12 protein-coding genes and 4 pseudogenes are annotated in these 20,463 nt (G+C 64.2%); 9 read left to right on the forward strand and 7 right to left on the reverse strand.

Going from position 1 to position 20,463, the window contains the following annotated elements; genetic code table 11:
* The first annotated feature begins 133 nt into the window (after window positions 1–133).
* From OOK38_RS33730 to OOK38_RS33745, 4 genes are all read left to right on the forward strand, one after another.
* Window positions 134–619 (forward strand): hypothetical protein, encoded by a 486-nt coding sequence (locus tag OOK38_RS33730; RefSeq protein ID WP_266849822.1) that lies wholly within the window; start codon window positions 134–136, stop codon window positions 617–619.
* 1,369 nt (window positions 620–1,988) lie between these two features.
* Complete coding sequence (locus tag OOK38_RS33735; RefSeq protein WP_266849824.1) at window positions 1,989–2,525, forward strand: PadR family transcriptional regulator; 537 nt, start codon at window positions 1,989–1,991, stop codon at window positions 2,523–2,525.
* The gene (locus OOK38_RS33740) at window positions 2,522–3,241 is read left to right on the forward strand and encodes an ABC transporter ATP-binding protein (RefSeq protein WP_266849826.1); all 720 of its coding nucleotides are present in this window, start codon (window positions 2,522–2,524) and stop codon (window positions 3,239–3,241) included. Before OOK38_RS33735 ends, OOK38_RS33740 begins: the two co-directional genes overlap by 4 nt.
* The gene (locus OOK38_RS33745; RefSeq protein ID WP_266849828.1) at window positions 3,238–4,782 is read left to right on the forward strand and encodes an FtsX-like permease family protein; all 1,545 of its coding nucleotides are present in this window, start codon (window positions 3,238–3,240) and stop codon (window positions 4,780–4,782) included. Before OOK38_RS33740 ends, OOK38_RS33745 begins: the two co-directional genes overlap by 4 nt.
* A gap of 104 nt (window positions 4,783–4,886) precedes the next feature.
* Here OOK38_RS33745 and OOK38_RS33750 read toward each other — a convergent pair.
* Window positions 4,887–5,746 (reverse strand): IS5 family transposase gene (locus tag OOK38_RS33750; RefSeq protein ID WP_266765608.1). Its coding sequence is split into 2 segments (ribosomal slippage): window positions 4,887–5,398 and window positions 5,398–5,746, totalling 861 coding nucleotides; the frame shifts between segments, so codons are not numbered across the junction.
* 95 nt (window positions 5,747–5,841) lie between these two features.
* On the opposite strand from OOK38_RS33750, the gene OOK38_RS33755 reads away from it, so the two are divergent.
* A complete protein-coding gene (locus OOK38_RS33755) occupies window positions 5,842–6,030 on the forward strand; it encodes a hypothetical protein (protein ID WP_266850022.1) in 189 nt (62 codons plus the stop codon).
* Between the two features lie 116 nt (window positions 6,031–6,146).
* Window positions 6,147–6,551, forward strand: a pseudogene (locus tag OOK38_RS33760) (transposase); the annotation flags it as partial.
* Here OOK38_RS33760 and OOK38_RS33765 read toward each other — a convergent pair.
* A pseudogene (locus OOK38_RS33765) lies at window positions 6,512–7,351 on the reverse strand (transposase family protein); the annotation flags it as partial. The pseudogenes OOK38_RS33760 and OOK38_RS33765 sit on opposite strands and share 40 nt — an antisense overlap.
* Before the next feature lie 1,514 nt (window positions 7,352–8,865).
* The gene (locus OOK38_RS33770; RefSeq protein WP_266849830.1) at window positions 8,866–9,627 is read right to left on the reverse strand and encodes an isocitrate lyase/phosphoenolpyruvate mutase family protein; all 762 of its coding nucleotides are present in this window, start codon (window positions 9,625–9,627) and stop codon (window positions 8,866–8,868) included.
* A 607-nt stretch (window positions 9,628–10,234) separates the two neighbouring features.
* Here OOK38_RS33770 and OOK38_RS33775 point away from each other — a divergent pair.
* Window positions 10,235–10,843 (forward strand): transposase, encoded by a 609-nt coding sequence (locus OOK38_RS33775; protein WP_266849832.1) that lies wholly within the window; start codon window positions 10,235–10,237, stop codon window positions 10,841–10,843.
* Window positions 10,844–11,790: 947 nt separating this feature from the next.
* Window positions 11,791–12,099, forward strand: coding sequence for a peptidase inhibitor family I36 protein (locus OOK38_RS34685; protein ID WP_354006135.1), 309 nt, complete (start codon window positions 11,791–11,793; stop codon window positions 12,097–12,099).
* A 166-nt stretch (window positions 12,100–12,265) separates the two neighbouring features.
* Here OOK38_RS34685 and OOK38_RS33780 read toward each other — a convergent pair.
* From OOK38_RS33780 to OOK38_RS33790, 3 genes and pseudogenes are all read right to left on the reverse strand, one after another.
* A pseudogene (locus OOK38_RS33780) lies at window positions 12,266–13,534 on the reverse strand (IS701 family transposase).
* Between the two features lie 177 nt (window positions 13,535–13,711).
* Entirely contained in the window at window positions 13,712–16,495 is a 2,784-nt protein-coding gene (locus tag OOK38_RS33785) for an amino acid adenylation domain-containing protein (protein WP_266849834.1), read from the reverse strand.
* 360 nt (window positions 16,496–16,855) lie between these two features.
* Window positions 16,856–17,074 (reverse strand): MbtH family protein, encoded by a 219-nt coding sequence (locus tag OOK38_RS33790; RefSeq protein WP_323178865.1) that lies wholly within the window; start codon window positions 17,072–17,074, stop codon window positions 16,856–16,858.
* Window positions 17,075–18,227: 1,153 nt separating this feature from the next.
* On the opposite strand from OOK38_RS33790, the gene OOK38_RS33795 reads away from it, so the two are divergent.
* Complete coding sequence (locus OOK38_RS33795) at window positions 18,228–18,995, forward strand: spermidine synthase (RefSeq protein ID WP_266849838.1); 768 nt, start codon at window positions 18,228–18,230, stop codon at window positions 18,993–18,995.
* Window positions 18,996–19,148: 153 nt separating this feature from the next.
* Here the strand turns inward: OOK38_RS33795 and OOK38_RS33800 are convergent.
* Window positions 19,149–19,930 (reverse strand): annotated as a pseudogene (locus OOK38_RS33800) (IS5 family transposase).
* Window positions 19,931–20,463 lie beyond the last annotated feature (533 nt).

Below are 20,463 nucleotides of genomic sequence, written 5' to 3' on the forward strand. Positions count from 1 at the left end.
TACGCCACCATCACGTTCTTCCCACTGCAGGGCGTCACACTTGAGCGCGACGAGTGGTGGCCTCTCAAATTCCACCGTTCCCCCGACTGCGTCGGGAGAACTTCCACACCCACCCCTTGAGGCGGTATCCACGATGCAGAGCGACAAGCGGACAGCATCCATACGAGCTCTTGCTGGCCTTCTCTGCGAGGTTCCGGCCAGGGACGACTTTCTCTTCTGGCACATCATCAACACCCGCGGCTACCTGCGGTCGGCCCAGAACGTGATGATCGTGGAGCCCTACAGCGACGGATCAACCATGAGGCGCCTTGCCCATGGCATCGATCACCTTACGCGTACGGACGGAGACGACGTCGTCCGTGACGACCTGTGTGTTCTCCTCTCGGAGCTGTTCCACAGCGCAGATGTCGCGCTCGCCTCCTTCCTTAACCGCTATATGCGCGGACGTGGCCACGTGAAGTGGCGGTCGGCTGATGTGTGGCTGAGGGATCTCGATGTCGTGCTCGACTCCATGGCCGAGCGGGAAGACATACGTGAGCTGAGACGGGGCTGGCTCGTTTCCGATGATCTGCCTGTGCAGCCGGGCATCGAACTCAGGGTGGCCAGCCCGGTCGGCTGACTCATCGGCACCAGAATGGCGAGGGTACTCCGCCAGTTTTGGCTTGGACGAGATGACTGCTTTGGCTGGCACCACCAAGGCAGGCCTTTCATTTTGGCCCGCAAGCAGACTCTGAGCAGGCACCTACGACGTGGAACTCCGGGGATATAGAGATGATTGCGGCTCTTGCTGGCTGTCGGCGTCGGCTAGGGCAGCATCGCGTAACCCTGTCGCCCCCTGCCCATCTGGATCGCGATCGTAGAGCGGTTGCCGGCCGCTGCGGCTCTGGGCAGCCCGTGGCTCACTCCGGCGGAGCGAGAATCCATGGACTACCTGCGGACCACCGATGCTGGAGCGGTGCATGCCTACATCAACACGCCTGCATCCTGAGGGATGGTCCAGTGGGTGGAGTGGTTGAACTGGGCATCGGTGCCTCCTACCGGACGCGTGAGGATCTCCGTGTCGCAACGTCAACGGTCACCGCCGAGCCGTCTACCTGATGGTGGGGCAGAACGGAGCGGTGCATGCCGGCATGAACGGTGGAGGAGGCGGGCAAGGCGGATTCACCGAGTACAAAGACTTCGTCGCTCCCACCAACTATCCGGGGGCGACTCTTTTTGTGACATCAGTGGTGACGGCAAGTGACTCTGTTGTGGTCTACGACGGCGGTTCGGCCCGGCGCCGATCAACCGAGGCGGCAATACCGGCAGTGAACCGACATTGAATCGGCGCTCACAAGGATGCCGCAGATCAGAACTTCTGCTCCGCCCCGTTCCTCGAAGGAGCGGGGCGGTCGGCGTTGCATCAGGAGGTAGGCGCGAACAGAGGCTCGGGCTCCAGTCCAAGAAGCTGATGGATTGCATGAGGGCGGCGGAGCGGTTCGGTCGAAAGGTGCAGGAACGCCCGGAGCTCACGAAGCTGTCGCTGTGTGCGTCGTTTCACCCGATCTGGAACGGGAGCCGTGCGGCGCACAGGAGACGAGGGCACTTCGCGGGCATGACCCGGACCGACGTCTCGGATGGTTCGGTTCAGCGCCCCGGACAAGTGGAAGCGCCCGACAGCGCGACTCGGCCTGCGTGCTGAAGCTCCTCCGGTAGCCCGTACCTGTGCCGAGTGCGCGTTCCTTGCTTGACCGTGTTCTGGGTTGCGGACAAGCCCGTGCCCTTGACCAGTTCAGCTTGGGCTGAGGCCTGTCGCTCAATGAACCGGATCAGTTGGCTGGCCGTTGGACCGGGTGGGAGGCGTGGAGCCTGCCGGCTGGCGGTCCAGTTCTCGGTGGCTTTCTGGCCAACCGGTCGGCGGCCTAGCGAAGTTGGATTGGCATCGCTGCGGCGGTGAAGGCCGATACGGTCATTTGACAGAGCTATTCACTCAGTGAATAGTTGCTCCCATGTCGATGGCCCACATCCTTCTCGGGCTGCTCAACGGCCAAGCCCTGCACGGATACGAACTCAAGCACTCCCACGACCAGCGCATCCCCGGGGCCAAGCCACTGGCGTACGGGCAGGTCTACTCAACACTCAAGCGCCTGGTGCGCGACGACCTGGCCGTAGAAGTGGGCCGGGAGCGGAGCGGAGGCCCGGACCGCACCACATATGAGGTGACCGAGCGCGGCCACCAGGCAGTGCGCGACTGGCTTGCAACGGTCGAACCACCGGCGCCCTACCTCTCGAACGTCCTGATGGCCAAAGTGGTGGTCACACTTCTCGTCTCCGATGAGCACACCGCCCGGCATCACCTGGCCGCCCAGCGAGCCGCTCACCTGGCGCGGATGCGTGAACTCACCGAGTTCAAGATCGCAGCCAACGCCTCGCTCGCCGACCTGCTCGCAGCGGACCTGGCGATCGCCCATCTCGACGCCGACCTGCGCTGGATGCAGACAACCACCGAACGCATCACCGAACTGCGCCTGGAGGTGCACGCGTGATTCTCGAAACCCACGCCCTGACGAAGTCGTACGGGCCCAACCGCGCGCTGCGGGGCATCTCGATCGGCATGCGCAAGGGCGAGATCGTTGCCATCACGGGGCCGAGCGGCTGTGGCAAGTCCACTCTCCTCCACGTCATGGCGGGCATCCTCAGCCCGGACGGTGGTGAGGTGCGATATTGCGGTGAGCGCATCGACGACTTGAGCGAATCCCGCCGTTCGGTGATGCGCCGAACCGACTTCGGGGTGCTCTTCCAGTTCGGTCAGCTGGTCGCAGAGCTTCCTGCCATAGAAAACGCAGCACTGCCCCTGCTGCTCAATGGTGCCCGCCGCCAGGAAGCGATGGAATCGGCACGAGTCTGGCTTGAGCGTCTGGGAGTCGCAGAACTCGCAGGCCAGCTCCCCGGCGAGATGTCTGGCGGACAGCAACAGCGCGTGGCCCTCGCCCGGGCGCTCGCCACCGAACCAGCGGTGCTCTTCGCCGACGAGCCCACCGGTGCGCTGGACACGCTCGCCAGCGAAGTGGTGCTGCGCCACATGGTGCAAGCTGCCCGCACCCAGAAGACGACCGTTCTGCTCGTTACGCATGACGCCACGGTCGCCGCTTACGCAGACAGGGAGATCCGCCTGCGTGACGGAGCTCTCGACGCCGACGACTCGGTTCTCCTGGGTTCCCGCCCGGCAGCGGCGAGCAGTGATGCCGAGGTCACACGATGAGGGTCCTCACCATTCTTCCGCTGGCTCTCGCCGGCGACCGTCTCGATCGGGCGCGGGTCGTGCTCACCGCGGTTGGAGCAGCCTGCGGCACAGTGACGCTGCTCGCCTCTGCCACGGTGCTGTCCGTGGACGCCCCTCGTGCCGCCAAGTACACGAACGACTTGCTCAACGAGAGCGGCCTGCGGCCAGGCGTCGCATTCGGCATGGTGCTGATGACAATTCCCATCCTCACCTTTGTCGCACAGTGCAGCCGCCTCGGCGCGCCTGCACGCGACCGCCGACTGGCGGCGATCCGCATGGCCGGAGCAACGCCACGCCAGGTCGTGGAGATCACCGCGCTGGAGACCGCCCTTGCCTCACTGGTCGGCGTTGCGTCGGGATTCGTTGTCTACTTCGCCGGCCGAGCCCTGCTGGATGCCCCTGATGCCCAGGGCCGCCGGCCCTTGCCCACCGATGTCCTGCCACACACCGTCGCGATGGCCGGGGTCGCCCTCTTCGTACCCCTGTTCATCATCGCGCTGGCAGTGTTGACCATGCGCCGAGTGGTGATCACTCCGCTGGGCGTGGTGCGCACTGGGTCACGGCGTCGGCCGAGTGCCTGGCCGGGGGCCCTGATTTTGGTAGGGATCGGCGCGTGCGCCCTCGTGGAGCCCTCCCATCGATACTTCGTCAGTCATCCTCAGCGCAACGACCTTCCCGTGATCGTCATAGGGATCTTGCTGGCCATCGGCTTCCTGGCCGTGAGTATCGGGCTGGTCGCCGGAACTGGATGGATCACCTATCTGATCGGCCGGATTCTGCACCGCCACACCCGGCGACCGGCGGGCCTGCTGGCTGGGCGACGCCTGATGGCGGATCCGTGGTCGGGCAGTCGCACGTTCGCCGCCATGCTGGTCGCCCTGGTCGTGGGCTCAACCGCAGCGGGGCTGTCCGCACTCACAGTGGCGACCGTGGAAGCTCAGGAAGAGAACAACCGACGACTGGCGCACCTGCTCGGCGAGACCTATCAACCGACCGACGCAGCCTTCTACGAGCGTGCTTACCAGATCGTGGGCTACGCGGTTTCCGTATCCATGGTGATTGCTGCTGCTGGCCTGCTCGTTGCTCTCACCGATGGAGTCCTGTCTCGAAGGCGGGCCCTCACTTCCCTCGTTGCAGCGGGCACACCGCGTGGGATTCTCGCCAGGGCACTGGTATGGCAGACCCTCACACCGGTTGTCCCCGCTGTCGCCATCGCGGTTCTGGTCGGCGTCCTGCTGCCACGCTTCGCCGTCCCGGATGCTAACGACACGGCCCCAATCGAAGTGCGACGTTGCGTTCCCTCACCGGGCGATGCCGCGGATGCGTGCAAGAACGCCGCCTATGACACGGCACACCAAGTGCTCCTCACCGCAGAACGGGTGCCGGTGACGGTCGACATCCCATGGAGCAGGATCGCCCTGCTGGGCACGAGCGCCGTGGCTGCAACAATCGCCATCACCCTGTTCGGGCTGTTCTTCCTGCGCATGAACACCCGGATCACCGAGCTGCGCACCTCCTGAACCTGCACCGGGGTAAGTCCCGCACAGTCACGGCAGGAGGTGCTCCTTTGCCGGCTGGCTAGCGGAGGTACTTGAACAGTGTGACCTAGGCGGTTTCGTTTGGATCATCGGGCGGACCAGAGGAAGATGCCGGCGATGTGGAGTCCGGCCAGGTAGATGGTGGCGGTCTTCTCGTAGCGGGTGGCGATGCCTCGCCACTGCTTGAGGCGGTTGATACACCGCTCGACCGTGTTGCGCAGCTTGTAGGTCTCACGGTCGAAGGCCGGTGGTCTGCCGCCCCGACTCCCGCGTCGCAGCCGATGGCCGCGCTGGTCCGCCGGGACGGGGATCACCGCACGGATGCCGCGCCGACGCAGGTGCTCGCGGATCGCGCGGGAGGAATACGCCTTGTCTGCCAGGACCACGTCCGGTCTGGTGCGTGGCCGACCACGTGGTCGGGGGACACGCAGGCAGGCCATGACATCGGTGAAGGCCGGTGCGTCGCCCGCCTGTCCGGCGGTGAGGACAAACGCCAGAGGCCGGCAGCGGGCATCGGCAGCGAGGTGGATCTTCGTGGTCAGTCCGCCGCGGGACCGGCCGATGGCATGGTCGGCCGGTTCGCCGGCCGGGGCCCCCTTTTGCGGGCCCCGGCCGCATGCTGGTGGGCCCGCACGATCGTGGAGTCCACCGAGACCGCCCAGTCGAGGTCCTCATCGGCGTCGGCCCGGGCCATCAGCGCGGTGAAGACACGTTCCCAGGTGCCGTCGATGGCCCACATCCGCAGCCGGTTGTAGACGCCGCGCCAGTTGCCGTACTTCTCCGGCAGGTGCACCCATTGCGTTCCGGTCTGGAACTTGAAGGCGATCGCGTCGATCACCTGCCGGTGATCCCGCCAGCGGCCACCCCGCACCGGCGTCCGGTCCGGGAGCAACGGCTCGATCCGCGCCCACTGCGCGTCAGTTAACGACACACCCGGACCAACGATCCGATGATCTAAACGAAACGGCCTAGCCGGGCCGTAGAATTCGAAGCCGCCTCAGTACTGCACGTGAGGTCGCCGACGAGAAGGGCATGCTGCCTGTGTTCGAGGATGTCCCGATCTACCGGCGCCTGGTTGCGGAACGTGGTGACATTCCGGCGCAGGTGCGCGGTGAAGCCGAGCGGATCCGCAAGGATCTCCAGCAGGTCATGCGGCCGCGGCAGGACTCGTACCCCACCGCCAGGCGCGCTGGCGAACCTGCTGGCCCGGCGGTGCTGCCGCCACGCTGACCGCACTCCTGGCCCATTTTTTCCGGCCCGGGGCTGGGTTCGCACACTCGGAAGAGGGGTTGCGGCGATCACAAACATGGCGTCGGACGTGTCCGTGGCCGTTTTCGGCTGTTCACGGCCGCAGTGCGGATCCCACCGCGGCCGTGGTGGACGCGCAGAGCGTGAAGACCTCGGCGAACGTCGCCGAGACCAGCCAGGGCATCGACGCCGGCAAGAAGATCAAAGGACGCCAGCGGCACCTGATCACGGACACGCTCGGTCTGGTGCCGGCCGTCCTCGTCACCGCCGCGAACGTGCACGACACGACCGGCGGCAAGCTCCTGCTCGACGACCTCGCCGCGGCGCATCCCAGCGTGACCAAGGTCTGGGCCGACGGCGGATACCAGAACAGCATCTTCAACCACGGCGCCCAACTGGGCATCGATGTCGAGGTGGTGCAGCGACCGCGGGCGAGAGGCTTCGAGCCACTGCCGAAGCGGTGGGTGATCGAGCGGACCTTCGGCTGGTCGGCGAGGGCGTGTTCGACGGTGATGCGTTTCGAGGAGTGTCGGTGGCGGGCTCGCCGACGGGCTTCGAGGACCTCGGGCGGGCTGATCTTGTTGCCCTTTCTCGGCGGTGTCACCGCCTGCCCTGGGTGATCACGGCGGAGCCCGAGATAGCCATCGTCCAGCAGGACCTCGACATCGGGAAAGTGCTGGAAGCAGATCCCGATACCTTCGTTGCGTGCGGCGGTCGCGTCATGCATCCGCCCAGGTCGCAGGGCATCGACCCATAAAGTGCGGCCGCGGTGGTCGGCGATGACGGTGGCCTTCATGGTGTTCTGCTTCTTCTTGCCGGAGACGAACGCTCGCCGTCCGCCGCGGCCGGCAGGCGGCCGGCGGACCTGGATCTCGGTGGCATCCAGCCGCAGCTCGATGCCCTCGGCCTGGGCGTAGGCGAAGACATCCGGCAGTGTCCGAAGACGCAGGCCAGGGCTGTCCGGGACCGCGCACCCCCGTTCGGCCAGGAGTGTGCGCACCTCTCCGATCGCGCGGGTGATGGTGGAACGGTCGACGCCGAACAGCAGTCCCAGCACTGAGTGCGGCAGGTCGTGCCGCAAATGGACAAGCGTGGCCACCAGCCGGTCGACGAACACCAGTTGGTGGCGGGCGCCGGCCCCTTCAGCCCGCTTCCGGACCCCACCTCGCGCGGCATGGCGACGACCCTCGACCCCGGCCTGCCACGGCACGGCCAACTCCTTTACCAGGCAAGCAAGATGACGCCGAGAGAGCCCCGTGAACAGCCGATGCGCCAACGCCGACAGATTGACCGTGATCGCCACAACGGGATCATGCCACCTGCCTGGCACGACACCTCACCCGCTATCACGCACCAGCTCGTAAGGGCTGTCCCGTAGTCCCCGGTGTATCAGCGCGCGGCGTCAGATGCGGTGCATCGCAAGGCGAAGGCTCGTCATGCTGGGGCCTATTGGGGCAATTCGACAACGAATACGCCGAGTACCACGCCGAGATGCGGCAGGACATGGAGTACTGAGCGTCCCAGAGGGGGCGAAACCGGTTGTGTGGCTCTGCGGCGGCCGTCTGGGAGGATGCGGCCATGTCTGACCAGTGGAGCCTCATCAAGGTGTTTCGCCTCTTGGAGGATGAGGACCCGGACACGCGGCGGGATCTCGGGCCATCGCTGGCCACGGAGCCGCCCCCGACGTCATGCGCTGAAGGCCTCCCGCCTGGGTGGGTTGGCTGCCGGGACTGCCGCGCCGCGTACGAACCGGGCAACCCGGACGAGGTGAAGTTGCACACCGAGCCGGTGAACTGCGGGCAGTCGTGCCGGTGCGTTGGGCGTCCACGCTGCTATACGTGCCGCGGCTCGTTTTGCTGCTGCACCGCGCACTGAGGGGCGGCCGCCTTCAGGGCCAGCCGCTGTTGTGCTGCTACGAGGGCCCTACGGTTGGTCGCCGACAATTCCGTGACCGCACGGTGAGAACCAGTAGCTGGTTGGCAAGCCGCCGCCGCTGCCGGAAACCCAATTGTGTACGGCACCGCGGCACTCTGGGCACAGCGGAAGCGGCCAGTCCTGGGGGTGCGGCAACTTGCCGGCCTGCATGGTTTCCTCCCGAAGGCGCAGTACCTCGCCCAATGCATCAAGTCGCCAGCGGGGGAGGATCGTTCGGCCGTCGAGGTCGCGCGCGTTCGGCATACCTTGAGCCTAGCGCCGCAGGCCCGGCCGCCGAGGCACACGTATGGCTGGTTCCGGAACCGTCCCAGACGTGGCCCCTCCGGCTCGGGCGCCAGAAGGCTCCACATAGCTACTAGTGAGTAGCCGACAACAACTGTGATTGTTGTCGATTATCTTGACGAATCGTCAGATCCGGGCTCAGAAGGGGGACAGTGTGGTTTCGCTGCGATTGGTTCACGACTTCATCGTCAGGTGCATCGTCGAGGACGGGAAGATCGGTCATGCCGTGCAGCCGAACCTGGACGGCGAATGGCCGGCGGTTTGGTACGCCAGGCCCTTCACATGCAGGCTCTTGCCGGTCGTACGGTGGCCGCATGGACAGGGACTGTGTTCCCCGGCTGAGGCGGGTCGTGGTGACAACCGCGAGGGCTGGGCCGCCCCTGTGCCGGGATGCGGGGCCCGTTGATGCCCTCGGCGAAGGCCCTCTCCGTGAGGCAGACGGAACCCTCCGGCAGCCCATGCTCAGTTCAGACCCTGGTCAGTTGGTGCAGGCGGACGCGTTTGCCGAGGGCTACCGTATGCTGGGCAGCCTGACTATTATGAAAGAGCCAGCCTCCACAACGCACGTCGCGGAGGCTGACCCTCTTTTGCGTTTCTATCCTAGGGCGCCCACGGTCCGAGCATTTCCTTCATCGCATCCGCCAACGCGAATTGCAGCAGCGGGCCACAGGTAATTCGGCCGACCCCGAGGCGGCGGAAGCGTTCCAGGTCGTGCTTGACGGGGTGGGCTGTGGAGTTCACGGGAATGGCAACGGCGCCGGTCACTGCCGCCAGCAGGTCGTCGTTATCCTGAATCCCCACCGGGTAGACGCTGTCGGCGCCAGCCTGCTCGAGTGCCCGCAGTCGCTCGATCGTCTCGTCGAGGACGCCGGAAGCATCCTCCGCGTGGAGAAAGAGGTCAGTGCGCCCATTGACCCAGACCGGAATCCCCGCGTCGTCAGCCGCCGCGCGCAGGCCAGCAATGTAGCCCGCGTGCTCCTGCGTGCTGCGCACGCGTCCACCGTCCGAGTGGACGGTGTCCTCGATGTTGAGACCGACCCCGCCGACTTCGGTGAGTCCGGCGATGAGATCTGCGGGCTTCTGTCCGTACCCGGCCTCCAAGTCGACGGATACGGGGACGTCGACTGCCACGATGATCGGCCTGACAGCGGCGAGTACCTCCTCGAAGGTCTGCCCCTCGTGGTCGTCGGCCCCCCGAGAGTCGGCGAGCGGATGGCTGCCGATCGTCAGCGCGGGAAACCCGGCGTCGACTGCCGTCCGCGCGGACCAGACGTCCCACACGGTCGGCAGCACGAGCGGTTTGTACTCGGCATGCAGTTGCTTGAGGCGTTGAGCGCGCTCAACGGTGGTGCGAAAGTCCATATTGAAGACCCTACCCGTATCACCACAAACAACGTGCTGGCGGGGCGCCGCCCGGTAGCGGAAAGGTGCAACCGCCATCGCCGCGCCAACTGTCATAGATGGACTCGGTCATTGGCATTTAGGTCCCTACTTTCCTGAACCTCGTGAGGTTGCTGTCCCAGGACCCGATTATGGACTCAGGTGGACGTGCAGGACTCCGCCTTCTGTCGCTGGCGTACTTCAGCGGAACGAGATACTCCGGCGGACTGACCGCAGACGTTGAAGACCCGGTGAACACCGTCCTGGAGCAGACCCAGCTGGGCTGGTCCGACACTTACCACGCAGACCGCATACGGCTCCGATGAGAAAGGCGACTTACGACCTCGTGCACGATTGGCCGTGGCTCGGCGCCTGGGTGGCTCGTTGAATTGTGGATGGTGGGGGCTGGGGCACGTGAGCTGATCGTGGCGGAGTACCGGGTCACGGGGCTGTCGCCGGATGTGATCGCTGAACTCATCGCTGAGGTCGGGCCGTTGTGGCACGAGCAGCATCAGGCTCGGCTCACGGCTCGTCCGCGAAGGCGGGCTGTGGGAGCGGGGCGAAGCACAGGTTCGTCTTCGTCGACCGGTTGCTGGCCACGCTGGTGAACCTGCGGCATGGCACCACTCATGACGTGCTGGCCTGCTGGTTCGGCGGGGACCGCTCAACCATCACCCGCATCGGCGAGGTCCGGCCGCTGCTTGCGCGACGCGGCTGCACCGTCGCGCCCGGCCTGCGGCTGAGCAGTCTCGCCGAGGTCATCGAGCACCTGGGCGCCGACGGTCGGACCGGGATCATCGACGGCACGGAGATCCGTGTGCGACGCCCGGCCGCAGGCCGCAAGGACCGGGACAAGTTCGTCTCCGGCAAGACCAAGCAGGCCGTGAAGTCCATGGTCTTCACCGACACCGAGGGACGAGTGTTGTTCTGCAGCCCGGTTCGGCCGGGCAGTTACGCCGACATCACCCAAGCCCGACAGCTCGGCCTGGTCGCACTCCTGGCCAACGGTCCGTTCATGGAAATCCTTGCGGACGCCGGCTACCAGGGCCTTGGAGCGCAGACCGGCGGACGGGTGGTGACGCCGCCCCATCGCAAGTCAAGAAGAACGCTCCCGCCTGGTACGAGGAGCGGCACGAGCAGCAACGCAAGGCACACTCCTCGCGGCGCATCCGCGTCGAGCAAGGCATCACCCACCTGAAGAACTGGCGAGCTCTTACCGCCACCTTGGCCGCCGCGAGCACGTGAGCGACATTGTCCTAGCCGTCGCCGGACTGCTCTCACACCAACAGACCGCCGCCCTCTCCCGCAGCCGTCGAGCGTGAACACCGTCAATAGCGCAAATAACGACGTGCCATGGCCAACCGTGCACGAGGTCATAAGCAAGCCCGTTCGCCTACGGGAAGCCTCCTGGGCATCCAGCGTCATTTGGCAACGTGGTATCGGCCAGCTTGAAAGCGGCGGTGGAAGGCGAGGTCGCATGGAATTCGGCTGCCGGTGGCCGGGGCGCCCGACTCCGTGAAGCGCCGGTGATGCCTACCACCCGGCGTGGCATCGCCCGCGCCCCGACCTGCCCGGTGACACCCGAGCCGGTCGCGGCAGTTGCCCCCGGCTCTTCGCTACAGAGCACGCAGTGCCTCTTCGGCGTTGGCCCGGATGCGAAGTGTTTGGCGCCACTGCAAAGCGCCATCGGCCACCGATCGCGCCCCTTGCACTCCGGCATCGACCTCCCGATTCCCTTCTGCACCCCGAGGGTCGGAGCGGTTGGGGCATCGCCTGCCTGATCCCGGCAGTCTGAACCGGACCAACTGGCGTGACGACGATCCGCACGCCGGCCAATCTGCCATCCGGTGCTACCCGCTCGAGGGCTTCTGAAGGCGAGTGAACGCCCCACCACGCGAACGGCTCCGACATCCATCGACAAGTTTGCAGCAGTAGTTGGACGCAAGAAATTAGCAAGTGAACCAAGGTCAGCTACTTCTGGTCACACCGATCGATTGCCCATCACCAGGAGTAGGCATGTACATAAGCTGGCTGAAGGCTCCAGTGTTCGCCGCAACCATGGCAGTTTCCTCTTTGCTGACCCTCGCTGGGCCCAGCAGTGCTGCCGAGCCCAAACCGCAGCCCAGAGAAACGTCTGTTGAAGCGATGGTAGACGTAAATTGGTGCCAAGAAAACGCATTCTGCATTTGGGAGAATTCAGGATATAACGGGCGCGCTTTCCAGAGTGGCTATAGCACCCCGAGTCTTACTGACAACATGAACAATAGGATGACTTCGTATTGGAATCGGACTCGATTCTGGGTTTGTCTTTACGAATATCCGAACTATGTTCAGAGGCTGGATATTCCGGGCTTCAAGGGTGTGGCACCGTACTCATCCAGTTCCAATGTGGGCTTTACTGCAAATGATCACCTTTCGTCATTTAAGTTCGCATTTAGTGACAGTGACTGCTAAGCGGGGGGTTGAATGCGCGACGAGTGCTCGCCCTCGCCACGGGGCGTCGACCAGTCTGCAACACCCAAGTTGCTCCCCTAGCTAGTAGTGCTTCGTTAGGTTCTGGCTCTGGTCCTGCTGGTTTTGAGGGGGCGGCCGCAGGTGGTGCAGGTGCCGGTCCAGTACCTCAGCAGGTCTTGGAGTGCGTCGAGGGTCTGGTAGAGGGTTGGGCCGGTGCCAGGGCGCTTTTGGGTCGTGGCACCGGAGGGTGAGGAAGGCCTGGGCGGCGGTGACGAGGGTGACGTGGTGGTGCCAGCCGCGCCAGGTGCGGCCCTCGAAGTGGTCAAGTCCCAGGCCGTGTTTGAGTTCGCGGTAGTCGTGTTCGATCCGCCAGCGCATCTTCGCCCACCGCACCAGGTCGGCCATCGCCGTGTGGGCAGGCAGATTACTCATCCAATAGCCGGTCGGTTCACCGGCTTCCTCGGGCTGTTCGACGAGCAGGGTCCGCAGCGGCAGCACCCCGTCCCAGCTGCCGCGTCCGCCGGCCTGTTCCTGGGCGGTGCGGGTGGCTTCCTTGCCCGACGGCCTCACCTCGAGCACGGCGAAACGCGAGGTCATCGTCTCCTCGCTGCCCTGCCGCCAGGTGACCTCCTCGAAGGATGTGTCAGCCGTGACGAACGTGCGCAAGGACTGGGGAGCCTCGCGATAGCGGGGCAGGGTGGGTGGCCCCAGCCCGCTGTAGGCGGGCTGGGGCGGCTTCGCATCGGCGGGCCGGGCGATCTTTGGGATCCACTGCCATGACGTAGGACCAGCCGCGTTCCTCCACAGCGATCCGGAACCAGACGCTGCGGCCATAGCCGGCATCGGCCACGATCACCGGCACGGCCAGATCGTGTGCGGCCAGCCGGTTGAGCAGGTCCAGCGCCAGGCGTGTCTTGGACACGTGGCCGACCTCGTCGGGGACTCCGGCCCGTCGTCGCCGCTGGTGATCCGACGTCCATTCCTCGGGCAGGAACAGTTCCCACTCCAACGGGCACGATGCGGTGTCGGTGGCCGCGTGCACGCTGACCGCGACCTGGCAGTTCGCCCGCTTGCCGAGCGCCCCGCAGTACTGGCGGGCCACCCCCGCCGGCGCGGTCCCGCACTTAGGAAACGACACGTCGTCGACCACCCACACCTCGGGAGTGATCACCCCGCACAACCGTTCGGCGATCCGCCGGCGAACCGGCTCCCATTCCCACGGCGACTGGTTCACGAACTGCTGCAGGGCCTGCATGTTCCCGTCCGGCAACCGCTCTGCCATCGGCTGGATCGACTTCCGCCGGCCGTCCAGCATCAGACCCTGCAGATAACACTCGCCCCACCGCCGCTGATCCTTCCGCGGCAACGAACCGAACACATCCGCCACGAACATGGCTAACGCCGCCCGTAAACGGCTCACTTCATGCGCGTCCACACACCCAACATGCTCCTGATCAGCACCAACGGAAACACCTAACGAAGGCGGACGAACGGCTTTTCGAAGCACAAAGCCGACCATGGATACCGGTCGTGACGGCCCCGCCCTCCGAGCAAGCGGCGAGTACAGCCGTCCGTGCCCGCTGTTGCGACCTTCGGGATTCGGTCCGTTGCATTACGGTTTGCTCTCAGCCAGCCGGGCCAGCCGCTCGGACACCACCAGTCCGATCTCCGCCAAGGGAGCCGGCTTAGTCATGTGGGCGTGCGAGCAGTCCACGTCGTGAGTCTCAACCTCGCCCGTCACGTAGTGCTGCCACCGGCTGGGTGTGGGCCAGCCTTTCGAATGATCGAGGGTAGACGTAAACAACAGCATGTCACCGCGATAGCGCTGAGGCACGAACTGGCGGGCTATCTTTGTGTTGTTCGTCAGAATATCGGCGACGGCCTGGATGTTCCCCTCGCCAAGATTGGCCATGATGCTGCCATCGGCGCGCGCCGCCTCGATGGCACGCTCGAAGTCCACGGGCTCGTCGGCCTCGGGGCGGGGCACGCCGAGGAAATCAAGCATTGCTTCCAGCACCTGTTGATGACTGATAGTTATCTCGTCACCGACCGGCGAGTGCGCGGCCTGATCAGGTCTGGCTGCAGGGGCGGGGAAGCTGTCCAGCACCACTAGCAGTGGCACGTCCGCACCAGCTTCCTGGAGACGCGTCGCGAGAGCATGCGCCGCCAATCCGCCGAACGACCACCCCAACAGGTAGTACGGACCCTCTGGCCAGACCGCGCGGATCTGCGCCGAGTAGTCATCCACCATCGCTGCCATGGTCGTCGGTCGAGGCTCCGGGCGGGCCAGGCTGCGGGCCTGCAATGCATAGATCGGGACGTCATTCCCAATGTGCTTGAGCAATCCTGCGTAACTCCAGCTGATGCCGCCGCCTGGGTGAATGCAGAATAGTGGGGGCTGAGCACCGCGAGGGCGCAGTGGTAGCAACACGTCCAGCGCGCTGCTCCCGGGCTCTTCGTTGAGCTTCTCTGCCAGGTCGGCAACAGTGGACGTCTGGAACAGGCTCAACAGCGGTAGTTCAACGCCCAATACGGCGCGTATCCGACCGAGCAGTCGCATCGTGAGCAAGGAGCTTCCGCCCAGGTCCATAAGGGAGTCGTCGAGACTGACCCGCGGGATTCCGAGGACCTCGCAAATCAGGTCACATAGCACTTTCTCGCGGGGCGATCTCGGCGCCCGTCCGGAACTCATTGACACGGTCACCGGAGGAAGCGCTTTGCGATCCAGCTTCCCGTTGAGAGTAAGAGGCATCGACTCGATCGGCACCACAGCTGACGGCACCATGTACTCCGGCAGCCGTTCCCTGGCAAACGAGAGGACCGACGCCGGCAGCGCCAGCGCCTCGACCTCGACCCGCTCTCCCTGGGGGACAACATATGCGACAAGGCGCTTGTAGCCGGGTTGGTCCTCGCGTACTACGGCGCTCGCCTGGCGAACGCGGGGGTGCGTACCCAACACTGCTTCCACCTCGCCGAGTTCGATGCGGTGCCCGCGTACTTTCACCTGATCATCGACACGGCCGACGAACTCCAGCATGCCTGCAGACCATCGCACCACGTCTCCCGTACGGTACAAGCGGGTGCCGGGCGCGCCGAAGGGGCTCGCTACGAAGCGTTCGGCCGTCAAGGCCGCGCGACCGGCGTAGCCCCGGGACACACCCGCACCCGCTATGTACAGCTCGCCCTCCGTATCTGGCGGAACCAGCTTGAGGTGCTCATCGAGCACATAGACCTGGGTATTCGTTAGCGGGACACCAATCGGCACCGCACCATCAGACACATGGCCCACATCGGCAGAGGTCGACCAAACGGTCGACTCGGTCGGCCCGTACAGGTTGAGCACACCGTCAGACAACTGGGCCAAATCACGTGCTAGTTCCACAGACAAGGCTTCACCACCAACCAACACCCGCACACCACGTAGCAGTTCTGGAGCCAGTGCTACAACCTCGCGCCACCATGAGGGCGTCGCTTGCACCACCGTCACGCCACGCTCCCGTACCAACTCGCCCATAGCCCGGGGGTCCTTGACCGTCTCACGGTTGGCCACGACCACACAGGCACCATTCACCAATGGTAGATACAGCTCCAGCGCAGCAATATCGAAGGCCACTGTTGTTGCTGCCAAGACACGGTCCTTGCTTCGCAAGGTGACACGCTGGCCAACCGCAGAAAGGAAGCTCGTCAGGTTGCCGTGGGTGACTACGACGCCCTTGGGCGTGCCCGTCGACCCTGATGTGTAGATAACGTACGCGGGGTGTTCGGCACGCAGCGGCATCGGCTGCTCGGTCTCCGTCAGCGGCATGCTTGAGACATGTGCCAACTCCGTGACGGTCGTCGCGTCGTCCAGCACGAGTACCGGCGCCCCTACCGGCAGTCGGCTAGAGATCTCCGCGGCGGTCAGGACCAACGCTGGCGCTGCGTCAGACAGCATGAATGCCACCCGCTCCGCCGGGTATTCCACATCCACTGGAACGTACGCCGCACCGGCTTTCAACACCGCAAGCAGGGAGATGACGAGATCGGCCGAGCGCGGCAACGCCACCGCCACCAGCTGCTCCGGACCGACTCCGCGTGCCATCAACAACCGGGCCAACCGGTTCGCCCGCGCCTCTACTTCCCCATACGACAGCTCAACATCGCCAGCAATCACCGCAAGGTCGTCCGACGCAATCAACACCCGAGCCGCGAACAACTCATGGCAACCCGTCCTCATCAGAGCTGAGTTAGCAACCCCTCCCTCGGCCAGCACACCCCCGCTGCGGCCCGGCGTACTACACCGATCCAGATTGTTGGATGCGATGCGTGTGGACGTGTCTACCGCAACCTGATCCGCGAATCTGCCTATACGCGATGTAGCGGACAGCGGCAAGCCGTCTTCGTTGTGCGTGGACACACATCCTCCAATGACCTTCGCGTGCTGCATTGAATCCGATGACAATGTCACTCAGGACTGTGAGGGGTAGTGGCCTCATGGCACTATCCCTTTTGGGCGAGGTTCGAGAGCGCGACCGATGGTCGAGCCCGGATACAGGCCCCACCCGGTGCCACGAACAGGGCACAGTTCATGTCCTGTGTGGGGCGACACCTCAAAGATGTCCATGGTCACTGTGGGGCGCAGAGTCGGTGTGATCGCGCCCGTACGGCGCTAGTCAGAGGACCCCACAGTGGAATGGATCAGCCGCCTCGAGCGAGTTAGGGCAGCGAATCGTGCCGCCTCATCGCATCGGAGCCACCGCATCGTCGGGGGCTGGCATTAGCCGTGCCTGCTCTCTGCGGCGTCGGCAAGGCTTTTCGGGCGCAGGTCGAGCCAGTTGGCGTTCACGTAATCGACGCAAGACTGCCGACTGTTCACACCGAACACCATCTGCCACCCGGCGGGCACCTCGATGAACGCCGGCCACAGAGAGTGCTGGTTGTCTTCGTTGACGAGCACAAGGAACCGGCCGTCGGGGTCATCGAACGGATTGCTCACGGGGTTTCCAGTTCCCTTTCGGATCGAAAATATCCTGCTGGAACACATAGGTGGCAAGATCAGGGAATCGGGGCATCCTGACCAGAGTTTGATAGACAGCACAGTGGAAAGCGCACAATCAGGCTGCCTGATGGCTGCGCCGCATCGCTCTCCAAGCCGCTGTTCAGGCAGCAAAATTCTCTAGCGGTACTGTTGGGATGTCAAGGCTGATCTGGGCGAGTGAACTCGGAGAGCATAGAATCGCCGCTTGGGTACGTACATTCCACTCTGCGCTCAATCCGGCCAGCTGGTTGGTAAGCGAGCGCTCCCGTGTGTGAGTGGCTGGAGGTCAGGCCGAAGGCGATGCTCTTCAACGGTCAGGTCTTAGGGCACCGTCCTGTACGCGGGAACAGTATGAATTGATGGTGCCCTACACCACGGTCTGCGACAGCCTACGGGTGCTGCGGAGCCCCGACGTCCTCGCCGACAACCTGTTGTACCGCAGCGGTGGCCGGACGCGGGAACGATTCTCGCCGAACTGCTCGCCTCCGCAGTCGATGTTCTCTAGGAGGACGTTCGGGCGACAGGCAAAAGAGTCCCTTCGCACGGTTCGCTGCGGGCGGCGTCAGTCCTCCACGGGGTATCCGACAGCACCTCGTGCCCGCTGTCGTGGCGGCTGCTTCTGCGCCACAGCTCGGACGGCCAGACGGGCCGATTGTCGGATCCCCGATGGCGAGCGTCTCTGGAGTCACCGTAAAGCACACCACGCGGATTATTTAAGCAGAAAGAAACCAGTCTGAAGCAGACTGCGGATGCGGGACGCGGGTGCCCTTGCGGGGACCCCTAGTCCGCTCTCTCCAGGGGAGACCATCATCTCCCTCAGTCTTGAGCCAGGAGGAAAAATAATGACCACTCTGAACTTTGGTGATGACGGGGATGACGTGCAGGCGCACACGGCTTCTGACACGAGCGACGAGGTCCAGCCTGACACCGAGGCTGAGTCGGGCGACAAGGAATAAATGAATTCGCGGTGGGGGGAATCTATCTGTGACTTCCTCCCACCGCGCGGCCCGCAAACGACGGCGCTTTCGTTTCGGAAGCGCCGCCTCTTGCAATTTGAATATGAGGTGAGGGTGTAGACGCGCCCTCTGCCGCGCACCGGAAAGATCCTCTCATGGGCTTTGCTAAGGCCGCTGGTCACCTCGGAAATAAATACGTTGGCGAGAATGCTGAGCAAGTTTCCGCTACGCGAGTGGTGGACTTCGGAGAGGCTGAGCTGTCGACCGACACTAACGACAGCGGCGCCTGGTGGCTGAAAATAGACGGATTTCTGCACTCGCATGTGAATATCGCCAATCCAAGTCTTCTGAAGGTTCCGTACATCCGATGGATGTCCCGTGCTGTGGATGCTTCAGCAGTGGGTAGTCAGGCTTTGGATATAGTTCATCTTGGCGGAGGGGGGATGACTCTACCGCGGTACTTCGCCGCAACTCGACCAGGATCGCGACAGTGCGTCGTAGAAGCAGATTCCGCGCTCATTGAATTCATTATGGAGTATATTCCAATTTCCGATGAGTGTGGAATAAGCGTGCATAACGAAGATGCGGAAATGTGGCTAAGGCGAACCGAGGAGGATTCCGCAGACGTCATCATCTCTGACGCTTTTGCCGACTCTGTCACGCAGCCGGCGCATCTTCGTACTCATGGTTACGTAAGCCTCGCAGCTCGAGCCTTGCGGGAAGATGGAGTTTACCTAGTTAACCTAATAGATGAAGCTCCATACAATTTTCTGGATTCGCAACTCGGTATCCATGCCTCAATCTTCAAGTCTGTTCATTTGCTTGCGGCGTCTGATTTTCGTAACAAGAAGAAGCCGGTCAATGCCGTACTCGTGGCTGCTAATTGGGATCTCAATCTAGAAGCCCATTTCGCCAGTAGTTAACTTGCGTCAAGCCCTGAATGCTAGCCGTGAATTGGCCGCACGCCGCAGTTATCCTTCGACGCGCGCTGAGGGCTGATGGAAGGCCACTCTGAGAGGTCGTTTCATCCTGCTGTCTCATCCCTGGATGCGGCTCTGAAGTGTTGGTGTCGACTCTCACCAGGAGATGGTGTTCTCTCCGGTGAGGCGACGGGCCATCAGGTCGGTCATCGCGAGGTGGATCATGGCTTCGGAACGGTGTGGGTGGGTTTCGAAGTCGCGGGCCAAGCGGCGGTGGAGCATCAGCCAGCCGTAGGTCCGCTCCACCGCCCACCGTTTCGGGGTCGAGGTGAACCTCCCTGCCCCGGGGATGCGTTGGACGATTTCGAGGTCGATGCCGAGAGTGGCGGCGTGCTCGACGAAGTGTTTGCGGTAGCCGCCGTCGACCCAGACCTTGCGCAGGCCGGGGTGGTCGGTGGCAGCCTGTTCCAGGAGGGTGCGGCCGGCCGTGGAGTCCTGGACGCCGGCCGCGGTGACCAGGACCGCCAGCAGCAGGCCGGGGGTGTCGGTGATGATGCTGCGCTTACGATCCACGATCTTCTTGCCCGCGTCGATGCCCTGAATCCTCGCTGGAAGGCTTGTCGAAGTCTTGACGCTCTGCGCGTCGATCACACAGGCTGACGGGGCGGCTTCGCGCCCTTCCTGCCGACGTACCAACTCCCACAGCAGACCGTTGAGCTGGGCGAAGACAACGTCTTTTGGCACCTGGCGAAGTAGCCGTAGACGCTCTGGCAGGCAGTGCGGTCCACGTAGAGGATCGCGTTCATGTCTCGCCGCGGAGGCCAGCCGAAGTCCAGAGCGCGACCGCGGCGTTCGAAGCGACACGCGGACAGCACCGGTCCGATCAACTCCCGGCGTGTATTGGACAGATCACCTGCATACACACGACGTTCCGTCACGACCTGGGCATGCCGTCGTCCGGGGGTGTGCGCCCAGGCGCGTGATCTGCCGCGTCGAAGCACGGGCAGACTCGGGCGTCCTGGAACGAGACAGGCCCAAGCACCCCGGCTGTTATATGCCGCACGCCGTCCCGCCCTGGCCAAAGACCTACCACTGTTTCGCCTGCCATCAGCGCCCGGAAAGGGATCGTCGGCCGCATCGGCCAGGTGCCGTGCCGCGCCGGATGACGCGTCGCCGACAGGTGTGGTCAGTGATTGATCAGCCCACTACCGGCGCGAGCAGTTGGATGCCGTGCCGCACCTGGGGCCGGCGCGGAAACACGCCCATCGGCCAGACGACCGCCGCAGCCACCGAATGAGCTTCGATGGCCCCGCTCATCTGCACACAGACCTTGCAGGCACGAGGACTTCACCACGCTTGTCGAGACCCAGCTTAAACGGATGCATACCGCCCCGACCTCATCAGCCAGGCATGGCCGCTGGCGTCGTTGCGGTGTCGGGGCGCCTGCTGACCAGTGTCCCTACGCACCACG

This window comes from Streptomyces sp. NBC_00568, assembly GCF_026341855.1.
Taxonomy (GTDB): Bacteria; Actinomycetota; Actinomycetes; order Streptomycetales; family Streptomycetaceae; genus Streptomyces.

Bases quoted from the DNA above. Each gene is read 5' to 3' on its own strand.
- OOK38_RS33735 (WP_266849824.1), top strand. From the start codon at position 1,989: ATGTCGATGGCCCACATCCTTCTCGGGCTGCTCAACGGCCAAGCCCTG.
- OOK38_RS34685 (WP_354006135.1), top strand. From the start codon at position 11,791: ATGGTAGACGTAAATTGGTGCCAAGAAAACGCATTCTGCATTTGGGAG.
- OOK38_RS33745 (WP_266849828.1), top strand. From the start codon at position 3,238: ATGAGGGTCCTCACCATTCTTCCGCTGGCTCTCGCCGGCGACCGTCTC.
- OOK38_RS33770 (WP_266849830.1), bottom strand. From the start codon at position 9,627: ATGGACTTTCGCACCACCGTTGAGCGCGCTCAACGCCTCAAGCAACTG.
- OOK38_RS33795 (WP_266849838.1), top strand. From the start codon at position 18,228: ATGGGCTTTGCTAAGGCCGCTGGTCACCTCGGAAATAAATACGTTGGC.
- OOK38_RS33730 (WP_266849822.1), top strand. From the start codon at position 134: ATGCAGAGCGACAAGCGGACAGCATCCATACGAGCTCTTGCTGGCCTT.